The sequence below is a fragment of the Streptomyces doebereineriae genome (assembly GCF_031845645.1).
Classification (GTDB): Bacteria; Actinomycetota; Actinomycetes; order Streptomycetales; family Streptomycetaceae; genus Streptomyces; species Streptomyces canus.
The window spans coordinates 1-20,466 of sequence record NZ_JAVREZ010000023.1; the positions used below are offsets into that span (position 1 = coordinate 1).

18 protein-coding genes are annotated in these 20,466 nt (G+C 68.2%); 9 read left to right on the forward strand and 9 right to left on the reverse strand.

All coding sequences use genetic code 11. The annotated features are described in order from the left end of the window. Positions 1-98 precede the first annotated feature (98 nt). From RNB18_RS42465 to RNB18_RS42480, 4 genes are read left to right on the forward strand one after another with little or no spacing between them, the layout of a single operon-like run. Positions 99-794, forward strand: coding sequence for a WXG100-like domain-containing protein (locus RNB18_RS42465; RefSeq protein WP_311719467.1), 696 nt, complete (start codon positions 99-101; stop codon positions 792-794). Beyond that, positions 791-1,600, forward strand: coding sequence for a hypothetical protein (locus RNB18_RS42470; protein WP_311719468.1), 810 nt, complete (start codon positions 791-793; stop codon positions 1,598-1,600). Before RNB18_RS42465 ends, RNB18_RS42470 begins: the two co-directional genes overlap by 4 nt. Continuing rightward, on the forward strand, positions 1,593-2,147 hold the full coding sequence (locus tag RNB18_RS42475; RefSeq protein WP_311719469.1) for a hypothetical protein: 555 nt from the start codon (positions 1,593-1,595) through the stop codon (positions 2,145-2,147). The genes RNB18_RS42470 and RNB18_RS42475 overlap by 8 nt, the downstream gene beginning before the upstream one ends. A 37-nt stretch (positions 2,148-2,184) precedes the next feature. Beyond that, on the forward strand, positions 2,185-2,715 hold the full coding sequence (locus RNB18_RS42480; RefSeq protein WP_266522844.1) for an SUKH-4 family immunity protein: 531 nt from the start codon (positions 2,185-2,187) through the stop codon (positions 2,713-2,715). Positions 2,716-2,727: 12 nt separating this feature from the next. Here the strand turns inward: RNB18_RS42480 and RNB18_RS42485 are convergent, their stop codons facing one another. Beyond that, positions 2,728-3,549, reverse strand: coding sequence for an alpha/beta fold hydrolase (locus tag RNB18_RS42485; protein WP_311719470.1), 822 nt, complete (start codon positions 3,547-3,549; stop codon positions 2,728-2,730). Between the two features lie 60 nt (positions 3,550-3,609). Here RNB18_RS42485 and RNB18_RS42490 point away from each other — a divergent pair, with 60 nt between their 5' ends. The 3 genes from RNB18_RS42490 to RNB18_RS42500 all read left to right on the forward strand — a co-directional run bounded on the left by RNB18_RS42490 (position 3,610) and on the right by RNB18_RS42500 (position 7,491). Continuing rightward, entirely contained in the window at positions 3,610-4,968 is a 1,359-nt protein-coding gene (locus tag RNB18_RS42490) for a DUF3500 domain-containing protein (protein ID WP_311719471.1), read from the forward strand. A 118-nt stretch (positions 4,969-5,086) separates the two neighbouring features. Next, positions 5,087-6,076 (forward strand): arabinan endo-1,5-alpha-L-arabinosidase, encoded by a 990-nt coding sequence (locus RNB18_RS42495; protein WP_311719472.1) that lies wholly within the window; start codon positions 5,087-5,089, stop codon positions 6,074-6,076. Further along, positions 6,058-7,491: a family 43 glycosylhydrolase gene (locus tag RNB18_RS42500; protein WP_311719473.1), complete on the forward strand. Its 1,434-nt coding sequence runs from the start codon at positions 6,058-6,060 to the stop codon at positions 7,489-7,491. Before RNB18_RS42495 ends, RNB18_RS42500 begins: the two co-directional genes overlap by 19 nt. A gap of 61 nt (positions 7,492-7,552) precedes the next feature. On the opposite strand, the gene RNB18_RS42505 is transcribed toward RNB18_RS42500, so the two are convergent. From RNB18_RS42505 to RNB18_RS42540, 8 genes are all read right to left on the reverse strand, one after another. Further along, positions 7,553-9,193 (reverse strand): pyridoxal phosphate-dependent aminotransferase, encoded by a 1,641-nt coding sequence (locus RNB18_RS42505; protein WP_311719474.1) that lies wholly within the window; start codon positions 9,191-9,193, stop codon positions 7,553-7,555. 175 nt (positions 9,194-9,368) lie between these two features. Beyond that, positions 9,369-10,541 carry an aldose epimerase family protein gene (locus tag RNB18_RS42510; protein ID WP_311719475.1) on the reverse strand — a complete coding sequence of 391 codons (1,173 nt, stop codon included), beginning with the start codon at positions 10,539-10,541 and terminating at the stop codon, positions 9,369-9,371. Then, a complete protein-coding gene (gene mmsB / locus RNB18_RS42515) occupies positions 10,483-11,727 on the reverse strand; it encodes a multiple monosaccharide ABC transporter permease (RefSeq protein WP_311719476.1) in 1,245 nt (414 codons plus the stop codon). Before mmsB ends, RNB18_RS42510 begins: the two co-directional genes overlap by 59 nt. After that, complete coding sequence (gene mmsA, locus RNB18_RS42520; protein WP_311719478.1) at positions 11,724-13,274, reverse strand: multiple monosaccharide ABC transporter ATP-binding protein; 1,551 nt, start codon at positions 13,272-13,274, stop codon at positions 11,724-11,726. The genes mmsB and mmsA overlap by 4 nt, the downstream gene beginning before the upstream one ends. Positions 13,275-13,315: 41 nt before the next feature. Further along, positions 13,316-14,422, reverse strand: coding sequence for a multiple monosaccharide ABC transporter substrate-binding protein (gene chvE / locus RNB18_RS42525; protein ID WP_057616007.1), 1,107 nt, complete (start codon positions 14,420-14,422; stop codon positions 13,316-13,318). Positions 14,423-14,569: 147 nt separating this feature from the next. Beyond that, positions 14,570-15,538 (reverse strand): glycosyltransferase family protein, encoded by a 969-nt coding sequence (locus RNB18_RS42530; protein ID WP_284434363.1) that lies wholly within the window; start codon positions 15,536-15,538, stop codon positions 14,570-14,572. A gap of 121 nt (positions 15,539-15,659) precedes the next feature. Beyond that, a complete protein-coding gene (locus tag RNB18_RS42535; RefSeq protein ID WP_311719480.1) occupies positions 15,660-16,664 on the reverse strand; it encodes a zinc-dependent alcohol dehydrogenase in 1,005 nt (334 codons plus the stop codon). Continuing rightward, positions 16,661-17,821, reverse strand: a complete 1,161-nt coding sequence (locus tag RNB18_RS42540) for a mandelate racemase/muconate lactonizing enzyme family protein (RefSeq protein WP_311719481.1) — start codon at positions 17,819-17,821, stop codon at positions 16,661-16,663. The genes RNB18_RS42535 and RNB18_RS42540 overlap by 4 nt, the downstream gene beginning before the upstream one ends. A gap of 467 nt (positions 17,822-18,288) precedes the next feature. On the opposite strand from RNB18_RS42540, the gene RNB18_RS42545 reads away from it, so the two are divergent. Both RNB18_RS42545 and RNB18_RS42550 read left to right on the forward strand, forming a co-directional pair. Next, positions 18,289-19,308, forward strand: coding sequence for a LacI family DNA-binding transcriptional regulator (locus RNB18_RS42545; RefSeq protein WP_311719483.1), 1,020 nt, complete (start codon positions 18,289-18,291; stop codon positions 19,306-19,308). Between the two features lie 118 nt (positions 19,309-19,426). After that, positions 19,427-20,428, forward strand: coding sequence for an ABC transporter substrate-binding protein (locus tag RNB18_RS42550; protein ID WP_266381992.1), 1,002 nt, complete (start codon positions 19,427-19,429; stop codon positions 20,426-20,428). Positions 20,429-20,466 lie beyond the last annotated feature (38 nt).

Here is a 20,466-nt window from a genome sequence, read left to right on the forward strand (position 1 = left end):
CCCTCCCACACCCCCAGCAAATCCCGCCTCCCGTAGTAAAGTTCGGCCGTCGTACGCGTGACCTGAAATGGTCCTGCCAAGACAAAGGGGGAACGGACATGGGGGTCGTGCTGCCCGACGAGGCGGCCTGGGTGCTGGACCTCATCGGCGTCGAGTGGCCCAACGTCGACGAGGACGACTACCGGGACATGGCCGACGGTCTGCGGTCCTTCGCCTCGCAGATGCGGGCGGGCAAGGACGCCACGGCCGGTGTCGTGCGGGAGTTCCTGGAGGGCAACGAGGGCATCGCGACCGCGGCCTTCCAGCAGCACTGGGGCAAGGTCAGCGACGTACACCTGGAACGGCTCGGCGAAGCGGCCGACCTCGGGGCGATGGCCCTGGACGGCGCCGCCGTGGCCGTGGCCGGTGCCAAGGTCGCCGCCATCGTCCAACTGGGTATCCTCGCCGCCGAGATCATCGCCGCCCAGGCCGCCGCACCGTTCACCCTCGGGCTCTCCGAAGTCGGCGCACTCGGTGCCACCCAGGCCACCCGCCTCATCGTGCGGCGGCTGCTGAAGGAGGCCGAACAGCTCCTCGTCGAGGAGCTCATGTCCGTCGCGATGGGCCCGGTCTACTCCGCGCTCGGCAACATGGCCACCGACCTCGTCCTCCAGCTCGGCGCCAACGCCGTTGGACTGCAGGACGGTTACAGCCCGGGCAAGACCCTGCACGCGGGCAGCGAGGGCTTCTCCGAGGGGCTGGACGTCGCCACGGGGACCACGGGGACCTTCACCTCGAAGGGAGGCGGCGCGTGAGTGAGACCGTACGCAGCGACAAGGAGCTCCACGAGCAGCTCGCCGACCGGCTCACCTCCCAGGCCGACGAGCACGAGTCCGGCGCCCGCCCCCACCTGCACCGCAGCCGTGCCGGGCTGAACCGGACGCGCGGCAAGGGCGCCCTGGCGGCGGCCGTCGAGACCGGGGCGGAGAAGATCCTCAGGGCCATCGAGGAGGCCGAGGACCAGCTCCACAAGCACCTCCAGGACGTGTCCAAGGGCGTGCGGGCGATGGGGGACAACCACGCGCGCAACGACAAGAACATCGAGACGATGCTGCAGAGCATCGTCAAGCGCTCCAGCGACCAGGACACCGTCCGTGACGGCGGCGGGATCGGCAAGGACCGCCCGGACACGACGAAGGATCCGCACACCGTCACGCTGGAGTGGAAGCCCGGCATGCCCAAGCAGGCCTTCGAGCGGAAGGCACGGGCTCTGCAACGGCTGGGCGAGGAGGGGAAGCTCTTCAAGTTCAAGGGCAGGACCAAGGACTTCCGCGACTCGAAGATCACGGCGGACTACAAGGGCGCACTGACGGCGCTGATCCTCAGGAACAACAAGGACGACCCAGACTTCGCCAAGGAGGCCGCGGAGGCCGCCCGTAACATGTCGCCCGACCACATCCACGAGCTCCAGGTCGGAGGCCCGGACGCGTGGCGTAACCTGCGGATGCTCGACCGAGTCACGAACCAGGACATCGGCTGGAACCAGATGCGTCCACAGATCAAGGATCTTCCGGACGGCAATCCCATCAAGATCGACATAAAGTGGTGGCCAGATGACTAGCGCGAGGAATGCACCGTCCCGTCTGATCGCGACGGTGGACGCCCTGCGGTTGGCACTGGCGGAGAGCTCGGATTTGCTCGGCTTCACGCTCGGCGGAACGATCGACGAGGAGACGGCGGCCGCCGCGGAGGCTGACGGGGTGCCGAGGAGGTTCCTGGACTTCTGCCGGTTGCTGAACGGCGTGGGCTGTGGGCCGTCCGTGCAGCTCTTCAGCTTGCGGGAGGCCGAGGAACACCAGTTCTACTGCGAGCCGGTGGTCGATTCCCCGCTGCCGCTGTCCCCCGAGAAGCTCTACTGTGTCGGGATGATCCAGGAAGCTCCGGTCTTCCTCGACCGCGCGGGCGGCGAAGTTCTCGGAGCACCGGAAGAAGGCGCCGACTGGCCCGACGCGGAGCGCTTCGACCAGCTCGCGCCCAGCGTGGAGGAGTTCTTCCTGGAGCGGCTGGCCACGTTCGACGAGTACAAGCGGTTGGCGTTGGTCGACGACGAACTGGTGGAGTACGACGACTGGCTGAAACTGTTGCGCCGGGCCGGTCTCGCCGACTGATCCGCCTGCATGCTCACGAAGGGAAAGCAGAGGACGCATGGCCACCCATGACGAGATGACGGAGCTGTTCGGCGCGGACCGCGTGGTCACGCTGGACCGTGCCGTCGCCGAGGAGCGCGGACTGTCCGAGGCCGACGCCGAGGTGCTGTGCGAGGTCGGTGTGCCCGTCTTCGTCGACGTGCTGTTCACCCTCGACACCGCCGAGGAGGGACCCGATCCCTTCACCGTGGTGCCGGTGGCCGCGGGCGGCGACGAGACGCACATCCTCGTGCTCGGCGGTCCCACCGACGACCCCGTGATGCGGTACTGCCTCGACATGGACCGCGGTTACGTCATCCTCATGTCCTTCGACGCCGAGCCGCGCGCCGAGATCGTGAACCGGACCCTCGCCGACCTCGTCGAGTTCCTGTACCGCTTCGCGTTGCGCACCAAGCACCTGGAACAGGCCGCGCCGCAGGACCGCGCCCCGTACACCGACAAGCTCGTCGAATACCTCAAGGCCCGTGACCCGTACGCGTTCGCACAGCCGGACAGCTGGTGGTCGATGGTCTTCGAGCAGGTCGGCTGAGTCCTGCAGCGCTCATGCCCCGGAGTCCCAGAACTCCCGCAGCGCGGCGTTGACGGTGCCGGGCCGCTGGGTGTGCGGATAGTACCCGGGGACCCGTACGAGGCGAGCCCCGAGGGAGTCCGAGAGGGACTCGGCGACGGCCATCAGCGGGAGACCCACGTACTCGCGATACGCCGTCGGCGCGTCCTCCCAGGTCCCGCAGATCACCAGAACCGGCACGGCGGCTCCCCGGATCGCCGCCAAAGGGATCTGTGCCTCCCAGATCGGCCGCTCCCGCATCGACGTGGCGGTGGCTCGCAGCCGACGTGGCGTGGGCTCCGGCACCGGCAGCCCGATCCCCTCCGTCGACGTACGCAGAAACCGCTCCGGCGTGACGTCGTCGTCCGGGATGCCCGGGGCACGGCCGCGTACGCGGTCCAGGAGGTCCGCGACGACCGGACGGTCCGCGGCCGCGGTGAACGCGGAGGGCTGGATCAGCGCGAGAGAGCGGACGAGGTCGGGCCTGTGCGCGGCGGCGAGGAGAGCCACGACACCACCGTTCCCGTGCCCCACTAGGTGCGCGCCATCGCCCAGCACCTCCAGGACGTCCCCGGCATCGACCTCGAAGTCACTGCGCTCGGTGTCCGGGCTGTCGCCGTAACCCCGGCGGTCCATCAGCAGCAGCTGCCTGCTGTCGGCGAGGGGCCGCTGTCCGGCGAACCCGTACAGGGCGTCGCTGCCCCAGGTGAAGATGTTGTGGACGAAGGCGGCAGGGGCCCTCCCTCCGGCCCCCTTCCCGGCCGTCTCTCCGGCCCTCTCCCGGTCGTCCCACACGGTCACGTGTACTGCCGTCATCGATCCCCCTCACAGGTTTCGCCCAGGACCACTTCAGGTACGGCGTGGAGTCTGCTGCGCATGCATGAACACCGACCACGTACCCCAGAAGCCGAACGCAGCCGCCGCTGGTTCATGAACAAGGCGCTGCTCGCCGGCGGTGTCGCCGCCATGGCGACCATGACCGGCTGTTCCTCGGACTCCGCCGACACCGCGAGCTCCGCCTCGTCCGACAGTGCCGCCGGCGGTATGCCCTCCGGCGGGCCCGGTGGCGGCGGCGGAGGCGGCATGGGGCCCGGGGCCTCGCAGGTCAAGTACGCGGACGTCAAGGGCGTCACCACCGACGGCACCGTCGTCGAGGACCTGTACGCGATCCACTCCACGGACGTCTCCACGGACGCGCTGGTCAAGGCGGCGCAGACGTTCCTGGACGGGCTCTCCACGAAGGAGCGCACGTCCTGCGTGTTCGACATCGACGCCGACGAATGGACGGCCTGGAGCAACGTCGACGGCTACGACCGCAAGGGCGTCAGGATGGGCGACCTGACCGAGAAGCAGCGGAACCTCGGCTACGCGCTCCTCGGCAAGGCCCTGTCCGCCGACGGCATCACCCAGACCCGCGGCATCATGAAGCTCAACGCGTTCCTGGGCGACTCCAACGGCGGCAACCAGAAGACCCTGACCGAGGGCCACTACTTCTTCACCTTCATGGGCACCCCGTCGACCACGCAGCCCTGGGGCTTCCAGTACGAGGGCCACCACGTCGCCATCAACTACTTCGTCCTGGGCGACCAGGTGGTGATGACGCCGACCTTCATGGGCTCGGAGCCCACGACGGGCACGTACAAGGGCGAGAAGATCACCCTCTTCCGGCCGGAGACCACGGCGGGCCTTGCCATGATCCGCTCCCTCACCACGGACCGGCGCGCCAAGGCCGTCTCCTCGCAGTCGAACGGCAACGAGGACATGAAGGCCGGCGCCGGCCAGGACAACCTGAAGCTCGCCTACGAGGGGCTCAAGGGCTCCGAACTCACCTCTGCCCAGCAGGAGAAGCTGCTGGATCTCGTCGGTGTGTACGTCGGCTACATCAACGAGGGACACGCCGAGGTCAAGATGGCCGAGGTGAAGAAGCACCTGGACGACACGTACTTCTACTGGATGGGTGAGACGGAGGACGACTCCGCCTTCTACTACCGCGTGCACAGCCCGGTGGTCCTCATCGAGTACGACGCCCAGGCCCCGCTCTTCTACAAGGGCGACTCCTCGGCGACCCCCAGCGCGAGCGCGAGTTCCAGCTCCGACGCCGGAGGCCCGGGCGGCGGCATGGGCATGGGCGGCGGGACCCCGTCCCAGGAGCACATCCACACCATCATCCGCACCCCGAACGGCGGCGACTACGGGATCGATCTCCTCAAACTGCACCTGGAGCAGGACCACTGACGACCACTGAGGTGTGCGCGGACCATTGACGCGCAAGGTGTTCGATTCTACGGTCCCGTCCGAAGCTCTGATCGGTGATCGACATATCGAACACCCCCCCCACTCAAGGAGCGTCAGCGTGAGCCGCACCTCCCGCACCCCGCGCACTCTTCGCCGCAGGACCGCACTCCTCGCCGTCCCCGCCGCCGCCCTGCTCGCCCTCATCCCGAGCACGGCGTCGGCGTACCCCAACCCCGGGACGGTCACCGGCGCCACCACCATCCACGACCCCACGATGATCCGCACCTCGGCGGGCCGCTACCTCCTGTACGGCACCGGCGGCGGCCTCGGCTACCGCACCTCCACCGACCGGATCGCGTTCACGGCCGGCAGCGACGCCTTCTCCGCCAAGCCGGGCTGGTGGTCGTCGTACGCCACCGAGGCCTGGGCGCCCGACATCTCCTACCAGGGCGGCAAGTACCTGATGTACTACGCCGTCTCGACCTTCGGCTCCAACAAGTCCGCCATCGGCCTCGCCACTTCGAGCACCGGCCTGCCCGGCTCCTGGAGCGACCAGGGCACCGTGTACACCTCCACCACCTCCAGCGACTACAACGCCATCGACCCGAACCTGTTCGTCGACAGCGACGGCAAGTGGTGGCTGTCCTTCGGCAGTTGGTGGACCGGCCTGAAGATGATCCAGATCAACCCGGCCACCGGCAAGCAGCTCTCCACCAACACCACCCGGTACTCGATCGCCTCCCGCCCCACCGGGACCAAGGCCGTCGAGGCGCCGTACATCGTGAAGCGGAACGGCTACCACTACCTCTTCGCGTCCTACGACACCTGCTGCGCCGGCACCAGTTCGACCTACAAGGTCAAGGTCGGCCGCGCCACCAGCGTCACCGGGCCGTACGTCGACAAGAACGGCGTCTCGATGATGAACAACGGCGGCACCCCGGTCCTGGAGTCGCACGGCCGGTACATCGGCCCCGGCGGCCAGTCGATCATGAACGACTCCGACGGCGACCTGATCGTCTACCACTACTACGACGGCAACGACAACGGCACGCCCAAGCTCGGCGTCAACCTCCTGAACTGGAGCAGCGGATGGCCCGTCGCCTACTGATCCTGCTGGCCGCCCTGCTCCTCGCCCTCGGGCTCGGACAGTCCTCCGCGAGCGCGGCCTCGTTCTCGAACCCGGTCAAGGCGCAGAAGGGCGCCGACCCCTGGATCTCCTACTACGCCGGCAACTACTACCTGGTGACGACGAGTTGGACCAACGTCATCACCATGCGCAAGTCGGCCACCCTCGCCGGTCTCGCCACCGCACCGAGCGTGCAGGTGTGGACGGGGGACGCCGCCTCGCGCTGCTGCAACATCTGGGCGCCGGAGATCCACTTCCTCAACGGCCGCTGGTACCTGTACTACGTGGCCGGGCAGAACGTCTCCGACTACAACCCGACCCAGCGGACGCATGTGCTGGAGAGCGCCGGGTCCGACCCCATGGGGTCTTACACCTACAAGAACCAGCTCAACTCCTCCTGGATGCTGGACCCGACGGTCGCGACCGTCAACGGTCAGCTGTACCTGTTCGGCAGCGCGAGCGGCGGCACTCAGAACCTCGTCGCGGCCCGTCTGTCCAACCCGTACACCCTGGCCACCGGCTTCTCGACCATCTCCACGCCGACCAACTCCTGGGAGAAGTCCGGAGGTTCGGTCAACGAAGGTCCGGAGATCCTCCAACGGGGCGGCAAGACCTTCCTGATCTACTCGGCGAGCGGCTGCTGGACCCCCGACTACAAACTCGGCCGGCTCACCCTCACCGGCTCCGACCCCCTCTCCGCGTCCTCCTGGACGAAGCAGTCCACGCCGGTCTTCCAGCGCAACGACTCCGCCGGCGTCTACGGCCCCGGCCACAACGGCTTCTTCACCTCGCCCGACGGCACCGAGAACTGGATCGTCTACCACGCCAACGACTCCGCCTCCGACGGCTGCGACAACGGCCGTACGACAAGGGCCCAGAAGTTCACCTGGAACTCCGACGGCACCCCGAACCTCGGCACGCCGGTCGCCCTGGGCGCATCCCTGACGGGCCCCGCGGGGGAACCCTCCTCGGCCTCGACGACCTACACCATCACGAACCGCAACAGCGGCAAGTGCCTGGAGGTGGCGGGCGGGTCGACGGCCGACGGCGCCAACGTCCAGCAGTACGCCTGCAACGGTGGCACCAACCAGCGTTGGCGCATCGAGGACCGGGGCGACGACACCAGCCGTCTGGTCAACACGGCCAGTGGGAAGGTCCTCGACACCGCCGACTGTTCCTCCGCCGACGGCGCCGACCTGCGCCAGTGGACCTGGCTCGACAACACCTGCCAGCGGTTCAGGTTCCTGGTGACCGACAGCGGCTACGTCCGCATCGTCAACCAGGCCACGGGCAAGGTGGCGGACGTAGCGGACTGCTCAACGGCAGACGCGGCGGACGTACGCCAGTGGTCCTGGCTGTCCAACGGCTGCCAACAGTGGCGCCTGAACCCGGTGTAGATGACCCACCGGGGGCGCGGGGAACTGCGCGACCAGCCCCCACGCACCCGCAGGGGGCCACTCAGCCGGCCTGCCCCATCCCCGCCGCGTTCGGCCAGCTCTGGGCGTTGGGCCACCCGGTGGCGGGCGCCTGGGAAAGCTCCTGCGGAGCCCCGGGCGCCGGCGCGGTCATGCCCCGCACCTGCGCGGCGGTAAGCCCACCACGGGCCGGCACCCCTGGCGGAGTCGGCCCGCTGGGCGGCGCGAAGGGCGCCGGAGCCGGCGGAGGCGTCGGCATCGGGGCAGGAGCAGGGGCAGGCATCGGTGCCGGCGCCGGCATCTGGGCCGGCATCGGCATGCCCGCCCCCATGGAAGCCGCCGGTCCCATGGAAGCAGCCACCCCCATGGGCGCCGCCGCGGCCACCGCCATCGGCTGGGCGACCGGCATCGGCATGCCGACGCCTCCGCCCATCCCTCCACCGCCGACGGCCATCGCGGCGAGGTCCTGCATGCCGGCCCCGTTGGTCTGGCCGACCAAGCGATCCACTGCCGCCGTACCCGAGCTGTAGCTGGTCCCTTGAGCGAGCTCGGGCACGGCGGCTCCCCTCCTGGTCCCGTAGAGCACCTGTTCCAGGCCGGACACCAGGCGACGCACGTCCACCTGGGGGCGCACCACGAGTCGCAGGAAGCGGCTTGAAGAGCCGATCTTGTTGCCGCACTCGCGGACGAGGATCCGGTGCTCGGTGAGCATCCGGTCCCGGACCACGGTGCCTTCGGCGCCCACGGGCAGGCGCACGAAGAGGAAGTTTCCCTGGGAGGGGTAGACGGTCAGGCCGGGCAGCGCGGCGAGCTGGCTCGCCATGTCGAGACGGTCCCGGCGGACCTGATGGAGGCTCTGCGCGTACTCGGCGCCGTGCTCCTTGAGCATGAACACCACGTACTCGGCGAAGGCGTTGAGGTTCCACTTCGGCAGCATCGAGCGGACCCGGCCCGCGAGGGAGGGGTTGGCGACCATGTAGCCGAAGCGGATGCCGTGCAGGCCGAAGTTCTTGCCGAGGCTGCGCAGGACGATGACGTTGGGCCGGATCATCGCCTCCTGGACCACCGAGGGCTCCTGCTCGGCGTCCGCGAACTCCAGGAACGACTCGTCGATGACGATGAGGTCGAGGTCGGCCATGGCGTCCATGAACTGCACGAGCGCGTGCTTGTGGAGGAAGCCGCCGTCGGGGTTGTTCGGGTTGCAGATGACCGCGACCCGCGTGCCCCGGGTGCGTATGAACTCGGCGTACTGCGCGAGGTCCAGGGCGAATCCGCTGGACTCCTGGAGCGGGAACATGTCGACCCGCTTGCCGGTCTCCATCGGCTGGTCGGTCCAGCGGCCGAAGGTGGGGACGGGGATGGCGAGGGACTCGCGGACCAGCAGGTGGTCGATCCAGGTGATCAGTTCGGTCGAGCCGTTGCCCATCGCCACGGCCTGCGGCGGGAGTTGGAGCAGGTTGCACAGCTCGGCGGTGATCGTGTCGGCGCTGCTGGGGTAGTACGTGATGATGTCCTTCAGCCGCGAGGCCATGGTGTCCATCATCGCCGGAGTGGGAAAGTAGGGATTGCAGGGGATACAGAAGTCCACCGGCCCCGTCCCGTCGCCGCCCTCGCGCGCCAGCGCCGCCATGGACGGGCTGTGCGCAGCCGTGCTGCGGAACAACGAGGTGACGTTGTCGGCCATCGAACCTCCGTATGGGGCGGACCCGGCGGGGACGGCCGGGTCCGTCGTCATTGGGTGGCCCGCGCGGGGGAGCACGGGCCGCCCTTACATACGGATGCCTGCGTGGCGCTGTTCAACGGGTGTGAAAGAAGTGTGAGTTCGGGAACCCCGGGCCCGAACTCGTCATCTCACCAGGTCAGGAGCCGAACGAGTGAATCGTCGTCGTCCGGTATGCCTGGCCGGGACGCAGCACCGTCGACGCGAACGACGGGTGGTTCGGCGCGTCCGGGAAGTGCTGCGTCTCCAGGCACAGCGCGTCGCCCTGGCGGTAGGTGTGACCGCCGGTGCCGGTGAGCGTGCCGTCGAGGAAGTTGCCGGAGTAGAACTGCAGCCCCGGCTCGACGGTGGAGATCTTCAGCGTGCGGCCCGACGACGGGTCGCGCAGGGTCGCCACGTGCTCGGGCTTGGCCGTGATGCCCTTGTCGAGCACCCAGTTGTGGTCGTAGCCCTTGGCGAGGACCTGCTGCTCGTGGCCGGCCCGGATGTCCCGGCCGATCCGCTTGCCCTTGCGGAAGTCGAAGGGGGTGCCCGCGACCTTCGCCAGCTCACCGGTGGGGATCAGACCCGAGTCGGTGGGCGTGTAGCGGGAGGCGGCGATCCTCAGCTCGTGGTCCTCGATCGTGCCGGTGCCCTCGCCGCCGAGGTTCCAGTACACGTGGCTGGTGAGGTTGACGACGGTGGCCTTGTCGGTGGTGGCCTCGTAGTCGATCCGCCACTCGCCGTGCCGGGTGAGGGTGTACGTGACCTTCACCTTGAGGGTGCCGGGGTAGCCCATCTCGCCGTCGACGGACGTGTAGTACAGGTGCAGGCCGACGTCCGAGCCCTTGGTGAACGGCTCGACGTCCCACACCCGCTTGTCGAAGCCCTGGGTGCCGCCGTGCAGGCTGTTGACCCCGTCGTTGACGGAGAGCTGGTAGCTCTTGCCGTCCAGGGTGAACTGGCCCTTGGCCATACGGTTGCCGTACCGGCCGATCAGCGCGCCGAAGTACGGGCTGGAGGCGACGTAGTCCTCGACGCGGTCGAAGCCGAGACAGACGTTCGCGTACCGGCCGTCCCGGTCGGGGACCTCCAGGGACTGCACGATCCCGCCGTAGGACAGGACCTTCAGCCGGGTGCCGCCGTTCTCCAGCGACCACCGGTCGACCTCGGTCCCGTCGGCGAGCTTGCCGAAGAGCGTCTTCACCGGTCTTTCCTCTCCTCCCATGGGAAGGGCCCCGCCTTGCGGCGGGGCCCGATCCGGTCGGCCCGGTCTACGAACCGACCCTGCGCTTGTTCCACACGTCGAAGCCGACCGCCGCCAACAGGGCAAGGCCCTTGATGACCTGCTGCCAGTCGGTGCCGACGCTGAGGAGGTTCATGCCGTTGTTCAGCACACCGAGGACGAGACCACCGATGATCGCGCCGAGGACGGTTCCCACACCGCCGCTCATGGACGCGCCACCGATGAACGACGAGGCGATCGCCTCGAGTTCGAAGTTCAGGCCCGCCTTCGGGGAGGCCGCGTTCAGGCGGGCTGCGACCACCAGGCCCGCCAGGGCCGCGAGCACGCCCATGTTCAGGAAGACAAGGAAGGTGACCTTCTTGTCCTTGACGCCGGACAGCTTCGCGGCCGGCAGGTTGCCGCCGATCGCGTAGATGTGCCGGCCGAAGACCGCGTTGCGCATGACGTAGCCGTAGCCGACCACCAGCACACCGAGGACGAGCAGGATGATCGGCGCGCCCTGGTAGCTGGCGAGCAGCATCGTGACCGCGAGGACCGCGGCGGCGATCGCGACGAGCTTGAGCAGGAAGGCGTTCCTGGGCAGCACGTCCAGCGCGAACTCCTGCTGGCGCTTGCGGTCGCGGACCTCCTGGTAGACCACGAAGGCCAGCAGCGCGAAGCCCAGCAGCAGGGTGAGGTTGTGGTAGTTGGTGTTCGGGCCGACCTCGGGCAGGAAGCCGTTGCCGAGCTTCTGCAGACCGTCCGGGAAGGGGCCGAGGGTCTGGCCCTCCAGGAGGATCTCCGTCAGACCGCGGAAGAGCAGCATGCCCGCCAGGGTGACGATGAACGACGGTATGCCGAGATACGCGATCAGATAGCCCTGGACCGAGCCCGCGACCGCGCCCACCACCAGGGTGAGCACCAGCGCGACCGGCCAGGCCACGTCGTGCTGCACGGTCAGCACGGCCGCGAAGGCGCCCACGAACGCGGTGAGTGAACCGACCGACAGGTCGATGTGCCCCGCGATGATCACCAGCATCATGCCGATCGCGAGGATCAGGATGTAGCTGTTCTGGAGCACCAGGTTGGAGACGTTGCGCGGCAGCAGCAGGTCACCGTCGGTCCACACCGCGAACAGCGCGACGATCAGGCCGAGCGCGATCAGCATGCCGTACTGCCGCATGTTGCGGCGCAGCCCGTTCAGCATCAGCTGGAGCAGGCCCCCGCCGGAGGACGACCCCCCGCCCTTGCCCGGCGGCGCCGCGGCCGGAACCTTCGTCACATCGGTGCTCATCGCGTTACCTCTTTGTCCTTCGTCATCTGGCGCATCAACACTTCCTGCGTGGCCTCGGCCCGCGGAACCTCACCCGTGAGCCGTCCGGCGGCCATGGTGTAGATGCGGTCGCACATACCGAGCAGCTCCGGCAGCTCGGAGGAGATGAAGACGACCGCCTTGCCCTCGGCGGCCAGCTGGTCGATGACCGTGTAGATCTCGTACTTGGCGCCCACGTCGATGCCGCGCGTGGGCTCGTCCAGGATCAGCACCTCGGGACCCGCGAAGATCCACTTGCTGAGGACGACCTTCTGCTGGTTGCCGCCGGACAGCCTGCCCACCGTCTCGAAGACGGTCGGCGCCTTGATGTTCATCGACTTGCGGAAGCGCTCGGCGACCTTCCGCTCCTCGTGCTCGTCGACCACCCCGCGCTTGGCGACCTTGTTCAGGGCGGTCAGCGAGATGTTCCGGTTGATGTTGTCGATGAGGTTGAGGCCGTAGTGCTTGCGGTCCTCGGTGACGTAGGCGATGCCGTGCTCGACCGCCTCGGCGACGGTCTTCGTACGGATCTCCTTGCCGTCCTTGAAGACCTGGCCGCCCGCGTGCCGGCCGTAGGTGCGCCCGAACACGCTCATCGCGAGTTCGGTACGCCCCGCGCCCATCAGGCCCGCGATACCGACGATCTCCCCGCGCCGCACATGGATCGACACGTCGTCGACGACCTTGCGCTGCTGGTCGATCGGGTGGTGGACGCTCCAGTTGCGGATCTCCAGCGCCGGGGCCGCGTCCACCTCGCCCTCGTACGGGGTGCGCTCGGGGAAGCGGTGGTCGAGGTCGCGGCCCACCATGCCCGAGATGATCCGGTCCTCGGTGGTCTCCGGGGCCTTCACGTCGAGCGTCTCGATCGACTTCCCGTCGCGGATGATCGTCACCGAGTCGGCGACCTTGCGGATCTCGTTGAGCTTGTGGGAGATGATGATCGAGGTGATGCCCTGCTTCTTCAACTCCAGGATGAGATCCAGGAGTTTGCCGCTGTCCTCGTCGTTCAGAGCCGCGGTCGGCTCGTCGAGGATGAGCAGCTTCACCTTCTTGGAGAGCGCCTTCGCGATCTCCACCAGCTGCTGCTTGCCCACACCGATGTCGGTGATCCGGGTCTCCGGGTGGTCGCTCAGACCCACCCGGCGCAGCAGCTCGGTGGCGTGCTTCAGCGTCTCGTTCCAGTTGATGAACCCGCCAGAGGCGTGTTCATTGCCGAGGAAGATGTTCTCCGCGATCGACAGGAACGGCACCAGAGCCAGTTCCTGGTGGATGATCACGATGCCGTGCTGCTCGCTCGCCCGGATGTCCTTGAACTGGACGACCTCTCCCTCGAAGAGGATGTCGCCCTCGTACGTGCCGTGCGGATGGACGCCGGAGAGCACCTTCATCAAGGTGGACTTCCCGGCGCCGTTCTCACCGCAGATGGCATGGACCTCGCCTTGACGGACGGTCAGTGTGACGTCCGACAGCGCTTTGACGCCGGGAAAGGTCTTGACGATCGAGCGCATTTCCAGGACGGGTCCCGCCATGGTCGTGCCTTTCAATCAGAGGAATGTGGCGACAGGGCTGACTAGTTGAGCTCGCTGGCCTTGTAGTAGCCGGTGTCGACCAGTTCCTTCGTGTAGTTGCTCTTGTCGACGCTGACCGGCTGCAGCAGGTAGGCGGGGACGACCTTGGAGCCGTTGTCGTACGTCTTGGTGTCGTTGACCTCGGGCTTCTTGCCGTTGAGGACGTCGTCCACCATGGTCGAGGCGACCTCGGCGAGCTTGCGGGTGTCCTTGTAGACAGTCTGCGTCTGCTGACCCGCGATGATCGACTTCACCGAGGCGAGCTCGGCGTCCTGACCGGTGATGACCGGGAGCGGCTTGCTGGCGGAACCGTAGCCGTCCGACTTCAGCGCGGCGAGGATGCCGATGGAGATGCCGTCGTACGGCGACAGGACCGCGTCGACCTTGCCGCTGCCGTACGTCGAGGTGAGGATGTCCTCCATGCGCTTCTGCGCGGTGGCGCCGTCCCAGCGCAGCGTGGTGACCTGGTTGATCTTGGTCTGGCCGGACTTGACGACGAGCTTCTTGCTGTCGATGTACGGCTGCAGCACGCTCATCGCGCCGCCGAAGAAGTACTTGGTGTTGTTGTCGTCGTTGGAGCCGGCGAACAGCTCGATGTTGAAGGGGCCCTTGCCGCTCTTCAGGCCGAGCTTGTCGACGATGTAGCTGGCCTGCAGCTCACCGACCTTGGTGTTGTCGAACGACGCGTAGTAGTCGACGTTCGGCGTGCCGAGGATCAGGCGGTCGTAGGCGATGACCGGGATCTTGGCGTCCTTGGCCTGCTGGAGCACGTTGTTCAGCGACTTGTTGTCGATGGCCGCGACGATCAGGCCCTTGACGCCCTGCGTGATCAGGTTCTCGATCTGCGAGACCTGCTGGTCGGGGTCGTCCTCGCCGTAGACCAGCTTGGTCTTGTAGCCCTTGGACTGGAGGTTCTTGACGACGTTGTTGCCGTCGGCGATCCAGCGCTCGGAGGACTTGGTCGGCATCGCGATGCCGATCGTGCCGCCCTTGGCGCTGCCCGTGCTCTCCTCGCTGCCGCCCTTGCTGTCCTGGCCACAGGCGGTGAGGGTGAGGGCGAGAGAGGCGGCGCCGGCTATGGCGGTGAGTGCGGCTCGACGAGTACGCATGATCATCATCCTTGATGTCGGGAGGCCGGGTGCGGTCCGGCGGTACGGGTGCCTGGGGGCGGTGCGGGGGAGCGACCGGGAGAGGCGGGGTCGTGTCGGAGTCTGTGCGACTGCGTCGGGTTTTGTGAAGGGGCGTTGTCCGGAACGTTATGCAGGCGTTTCGAATCGCTTCAGCGCGCCCGGCAGCCGGGAGCCGAGCGGCGCCATGTCGCCGTCCGCCCCGTGCCGTGCGAGCAGGTCCAGGGCGAGCCGTCCGCGCCGCACTCTCTCCTTGGCGGTGGAGAGCGTGAGATCGCGCATGTGGTGCCCGTACGGGTAGATCCCGGGGGCCTTCGACAGGCCGAACTTCAGATAGAGCGGTGCGCCGCGCCGGATCAGCTCGGCGACCTCGTACATCCGCACATAGCCGCCGAGATCGTCGGGGGCCTCGATGTACATGTCCATCGGGGCGGCCGACACCCGCCGGATCTCGGTGAGGTGATCGAGCGTCAGATCGCTGGGCACGTTGATCGAGTCGCCGCCGAGGTTCTCGTACACGGCGTACGCGGTCGGGTTGACCGGCCCGATCAGCGCCGACACCTTCAGCGTCGTGTCGGCCGGGATGATCCCGGCGGACCGCGCCCGGTGCAGCGTCCACAGCACACCCTCGTCGGCGACGAGCAGGCACTTCACGCCGAGCTCGGTGGCGCGGACGGCGTCCTCGACGCACCCGGCGACCGCGTCGTGGCCCCGGGCGCGCAGGCCGGCCCCCCGGGAGTCGGTGCGGGTGGAGCCGCCGATGTCCCAGGTGCCGCGGGGCCCGGTGAACAGGCAGAGCTCGATGTCACGCTCGGAGGTCGCCTCCACCATCTCGGTGATCTCGGCGTCGGTGAGCATCCACACGCCCGAGCCCTGGCTGATCCGGTGGATCGGCACATCGAGCCGCGAGGACTCCTTGAGGACCACGCCGAGCGCCTCGGGGCCCTCCACGGAGGGCACCTCGGTGCGCCAGCGTCCGCCACCGGGGAAGGTGTGCGGGGACGCGTCGGAGGGGTCGGGTGCGGGTGTGTTCAGGCCCAGCGCGGCGAGTGCCTGCTCGCCGGGTCGTCGGGCCGCGCTGGCGGTGGTCTCGGTCACAAGCTGTCCTTCATGTTCGGTATTTCGGACGACATTCGCAGCTCTGAGTACGCAAGGCTCTGGGTGTACGCCGGTACGAAGTCGTCAGGTACCCCGTACCGGCGTACGGCTCAGCGGTGTGTCATGGCCGGAGGAGGACCTTCCCGACTTTCGGGTCGCCGGACCCCACCAACTCGATGGCCTGGGGGAACTGGTCCAGCGGCAACTCGTGCGTGACGAGCGGCAGCGGATCGAGCAGCCCGGCCCCGAAGACCCGCACCGTGTGCGCCCAGGCGTCCGGCGGCGCCCCGAACACGGTGTGCACCTCCAGCTGCCGTACGACGAGATCGGTGGGGTCGAGTCCCTCGGCGCCCGCGGCCGGGATGCCGGTGAGGACGAGCCGGCCACCGCGTCTGAGCAGCGCGGCGGCGGTGTTGGCGGCGGACGCCGATCCGGCGGTCTCGATGACGACATCGAAGTCGTCCGGCAGCTCCTGGTCCCGGGTGCGGAAGTCGGTGGCGCCGAAGGTCCTCGAGAGTTCCGCACGGTCCGGGCGGGTGCCCACCACCAGCAACTCCGACGGCGAACCCGCCTTCAGGAACTGGACGGCGAACATCCCGAGCGTCCCCGTACCCACGACGGCGACCCGCTCGCCGGGCCGCGCGTTCGCCTTGAGGGCGGCGGCGGCGATGCAGGCGGCGGGTTCCAGGAGCGCGGCCGCCGTCAGGTCGGCGTCGTCCGGGAGGGCGTGCAGCAGCCGGGCCGGCAGGGTGAGCGTGGCGGCCATGGCGCCGGGCTGGGTGAAGCCCGTCTCCTCGTAGCCGGCCGTGCACAGCGTGGTCTCGCCCGCGTGGCAGCGGTCGCAGACCTGGCAGTTACGGAAGCCCTCGCCCACCACCTTGCGGCCGACGAGCGACGCCGGAATCCCGGAGCCCACCGCCTCGACCGTGCCGGACCACTCGTGGCCGGGCGTGAGTGGGTAGCAGACGTACCCCTCGGGCCGGTTGCCCTGGTACACCTCGCGGTCGCTGCCGCAGATGCCGACGGCGTGGACGCGGACCAGCGCCTCGCCGGCGGCGGGCTCACGAGGGGTGTGCTCGACGAGCTGGTGCTCGCCGGGCGCCTCGATGACGACCGCGGTGCTCACTGCGCGGCGCCCTTCGGCTTGCGCTGCTCCCAGCCGTCGGCCCACAGGTCGAACCGGGCCTGCTGCTGCGGGAACTCCGCGGCGGCGTCGACGTCCAGCTCGACACCGAGGCCGGGGGCGTCGGAGAGGTGGAAGTAGCCGTCCACGACCTGCGGGGCGCCCTTGACGACCTTCTTGGTCTCCGCGTCGGCGAAGTCGTTGAAGTGCTCCAGGATCTTGAAGTTCGGCGAGGTGAAGCCAACCTGGAGGGAGGCGGCCGTCAGGACCGGTCCGCCGACGTTGTGGGGCGCCACCAGCATGTAGTGGGTCTCGGCGGTCGCGGCCAGCTTCCGGGTCTCCCAGATTCCGCCGATGTGGCCGACGTCGGGCTGGATGATGTCCACGGCCTGGCTCTCGAAGAGCTCGCGGAACTCGATGCGGTCGTGGATCCGCTCACCCGTGGCGACCGGCATGTCCACCTTGGCGGCGACCTTCTCCAGCGCCTTCAGGTTCTCCGGCGGCACCGGCTCCTCGAGCCAGGCGGGCTTGAAGGGCGCGAGGTCCTTGGCCAGGCGGACGGCCGTGGCGGGGGAGAAGCGGCCGTGCATCTCCAGCATCAGTTCGGCGTCCGGCCCGATGGCGTCACGGACGGCCTCGATGAGCGAGACGGCGTACAGGCTCTGCTCGTGGTCGAGCTCGAAGTGCCCGGTTCCGAAGGGGTCGATCTTGAGCGCCTTGTAGCCGCGCTCCATGACCCCCTGGGCGGCCTTGTGGTAGGCCTCCGGGGTCCGCTCGGTGGTGTACCAGCCGTTGGCGTACGCCTTGACCTTGTCGGTGACCTTGCCGCCGAGCAGCTGCCAGACGGGCACGCCCAGGGCCTTGCCCTTGATGTCCCAGCAGGCCATCTCGATCACGGCGATACCGGACATCACGATCTCGCCGGCCCGGCCGTAGTCGCCGTACTTCATACGCTTGACGAGGTCCTCGACAGCGAACGGGTCCGACCCGAGAATGTGGTTGGTCTTCGCCTCGTGCAGATAGCCGAGCAGGGCGTCGGTGTGGCCCAGCATGCGGGTCTCGCCGACTCCGGTGAGTCCCTCGTCGGTGTGCACCTGGACGTAGGTCAGGTTCCGCCACGGCGTCCCGACCACGTGCGTGCTGATTCCCGTGATGCGCACGTCAGCTACTCCCTAGACTCTCAGCTTGTTCGAAATTTCGGCTCACGTTCGAAATGTTGACCCGACCGTAAGGATGACGCGGTCGGAGTGTCAATGGGTCGGGTGGTCGAACACGTAACGGTTTCGATGTGCGCCCACATGGCCGCACATGGGGGTGTACGGCCGCGCGAAACCGCCCTCCCCTCCTCAACTCCCGCAGCGTGTGGCGTTATTCAACCGTGACGACACTTCCCGCTGCAGCCCTCTTGACCGCCGTGAATTGTTAGCGCTCACAATTACCTCCGCATTCACCGATCGGTGCCCACCGGCATCCAAGGAGGTACGAGCGTCGTGTCGGCACTGCTCCCAGCCGCCCCACCGGTCGATGTCACGGGGTTGTCCGGAACGCCGGAATGACCCGGGCGGCGCGGAATCGTCAGCCCACGACACAGGACCTGCCCACAAGCGATCGCCAAGGAGGTGCGGCCGTGAACCACGTACAGCTCCGGCCACCCACCATGGCCGATGTGGCACGCCTGGCCGGGGTGTCCCACCAGACCGTCTCCCGCGTCCTGGGGGATCACCCCAATGTGCGGGACGAGACGCGTGCCAAGGTGCTGCGTGCGATCGAGGAGATGGGCTACCGCCGCAACTCCTCGGCGCGGGCCCTGGCGACCCGGCGCACCCGGACCCTGGGTGTGGTCGCCTCCAACACCACCCTCTACGGACCGGCCAGCACGCTGTTCGCGCTGGAGGAGGCGGCGCGCGCCAAGGGGTACACCGTCTCGACGGTCAGCCTGCGCAAGCTCGCGGTGGAGACCCTCTCCGAGGCCCTGGACCACCTCAGCGAGGGCGGGGTAGAGGGGGTGATCGCCCTCGCTCCGCAGCGGTCGGCGGTCGAGGCCCTCGCGGAACTCCGCCATCCTTTCCCGGTGGTGGCCGTGGGGACCGGCTCCGGCGCGGAGATCCCCAGCGTCAACGTGGACCAGCGGCTGGGCGGGCGGCTGGCCACCAGTCATCTGCTGGCCGCCGGCCACCGCACGGTCTGGCATCTCGCCGGACCCGAGGACTGGCAGGAGGCCGCCGACCGGGCCGCCGGCTGGCGGGCGACCCTCGAAGCGGCGGGCGTCGAGCCGCCGCTGCCGCTGCGGGGGGACTGGAGTCCGCTGTCGGGCTATCGTGCGGGCCAGGAACTGGCCGGCTGGGTCGGCCGCGGACTGACCGCCGTCTTCGTCGCCAACGACCAGATGGCACTGGGGGTGTTGCGGGCGCTGCGTGAGGCGGGCGTACGAACTCCCCAGGACGTCGCGATGGTCGGCTTCGACGACATCCCGGAATCGGAGTTCTTCGCTCCACCGCTCACCACCGTCCGGCAGGACTTCGCGACGGTGGGCAAGCGGAGCATCGCCCTGCTGCTGGATCTCATCGAGGGCCGGGCGCCCTCCGGGGCGCCCGGAGTCGCCATCGAACCCCAACTCGTCGTCCGGGCCAGCACCGCACCCGACTGACGCGGCACCAAGCAGCACCAATCGGCAACATTCGCACACCAGTGTGACCGATATTTCGAATAATGATCGACAGGCTGGACGCAGTGCGATCGGTCCTGGCTCTTCAAAGGAGAAGAACATGCTCAACAGAAGGAACTTCCTCACTGCGGCGATCGGCGTGGCGGCGGCGGGCACCCTGGCGGCCTGCGCCAAGGAAGACAAGGGGTCCAGCACCTCCGCCGACGGCAGCAAGGCGATCACCCTCGGCTTCTCCCAGGTCGGCTCCGAGAGCGGCTGGCGCAGCGCCAACACCGACTCGGTGAAGTCCGCGGCCAAGGAGGCGGGTTACAACCTGAAGTTCTCCGACGCCCAGCAGAAGCAGGAGAACCAGATCTCCGCCATCCGCAGCTACATCGCGCAGAAGGTGGACGTCATCGCCTTCTCCCCGGTCGTCGTCACCGGCTGGGACGCGGTGCTCAAGGAGGCCAAGTCCGCGAAGATCCCGGTGGTCCTCACCGACCGCTCCGTCGAGACCTCCGACGAGTCCCTGTACGTCACCCTGGTCGGCTCCGACTTCACCGACGAGGGCCGGCGTGCCGGCAAGATCCTTGAGAAGGTCCTGGCCAAGGCCGGCGTCAAGGGCCCGGTGAAGATCGCCCAGCTGGAGGGCACCACCGGCGCCGCCCCGGCGATCGAGCGCGCCAAGGGCTTCAAGGAGGTCATGGACGCCGACCACAAGGACGACTGGAAGATCGTCGTCAGCCAGACCGGTGACTTCACCCGTGCCGGCGGCAAGCAGGTCATGGCGGCCTTCCTCACGTCCAACCCGGACATCAACGTCCTCTTCGCGCACAACGACGACATGGCCATCGGCGCCATCCAGTCCATCGAGGCCGCGGGCAAGAAGCCCGGCAAGGACATCCTGATCGTCTCGATCGACGGCGTGAAGGACGGCTTCGTCGCGATGTCCGAGGGCAAGATCAACGCCATTGTCGAGTGCAACCCGCTGCTCGGCCCGCAGCTGATGGACGTCGTGAAGAAGGTCAAGAACGGCGAGACGGTCGAGCGCTGGATCAAGACCAAGGAGGGCGACTTCATGCAGGACCAGGCCAAGGCCGCGCTCCCCAGCCGCCAGTACTGAGCGAGCGCGCACGTACTGACCGACCGCGCGTACCGACC

Coding starts and splice junctions, on each gene's coding strand:
- mmsA (WP_311719478.1), bottom strand. CDS start 13,274: ATGGCGGGACCCGTCCTGGAAATGCGCTCGATCGTCAAGACCTTTCCC.
- RNB18_RS42500 (WP_311719473.1), top strand. CDS start 6,058: ATGGCCCGTCGCCTACTGATCCTGCTGGCCGCCCTGCTCCTCGCCCTC.
- RNB18_RS42550 (WP_266381992.1), top strand. CDS start 19,427: ATGCTCAACAGAAGGAACTTCCTCACTGCGGCGATCGGCGTGGCGGCG.
- mmsB (WP_311719476.1), bottom strand. CDS start 11,727: ATGAGCACCGATGTGACGAAGGTTCCGGCCGCGGCGCCGCCGGGCAAG.
- RNB18_RS42490 (WP_311719471.1), top strand. CDS start 3,610: ATGCATGAACACCGACCACGTACCCCAGAAGCCGAACGCAGCCGCCGC.
- RNB18_RS42480 (WP_266522844.1), top strand. CDS start 2,185: ATGGCCACCCATGACGAGATGACGGAGCTGTTCGGCGCGGACCGCGTG.
- RNB18_RS42485 (WP_311719470.1), bottom strand. CDS start 3,549: ATGACGGCAGTACACGTGACCGTGTGGGACGACCGGGAGAGGGCCGGA.
- RNB18_RS42505 (WP_311719474.1), bottom strand. CDS start 9,193: ATGGCCGACAACGTCACCTCGTTGTTCCGCAGCACGGCTGCGCACAGC.
- RNB18_RS42475 (WP_311719469.1), top strand. CDS start 1,593: ATGACTAGCGCGAGGAATGCACCGTCCCGTCTGATCGCGACGGTGGAC.
- RNB18_RS42465 (WP_311719467.1), top strand. CDS start 99: ATGGGGGTCGTGCTGCCCGACGAGGCGGCCTGGGTGCTGGACCTCATC.
- chvE (WP_057616007.1), bottom strand. CDS start 14,422: ATGCGTACTCGTCGAGCCGCACTCACCGCCATAGCCGGCGCCGCCTCT.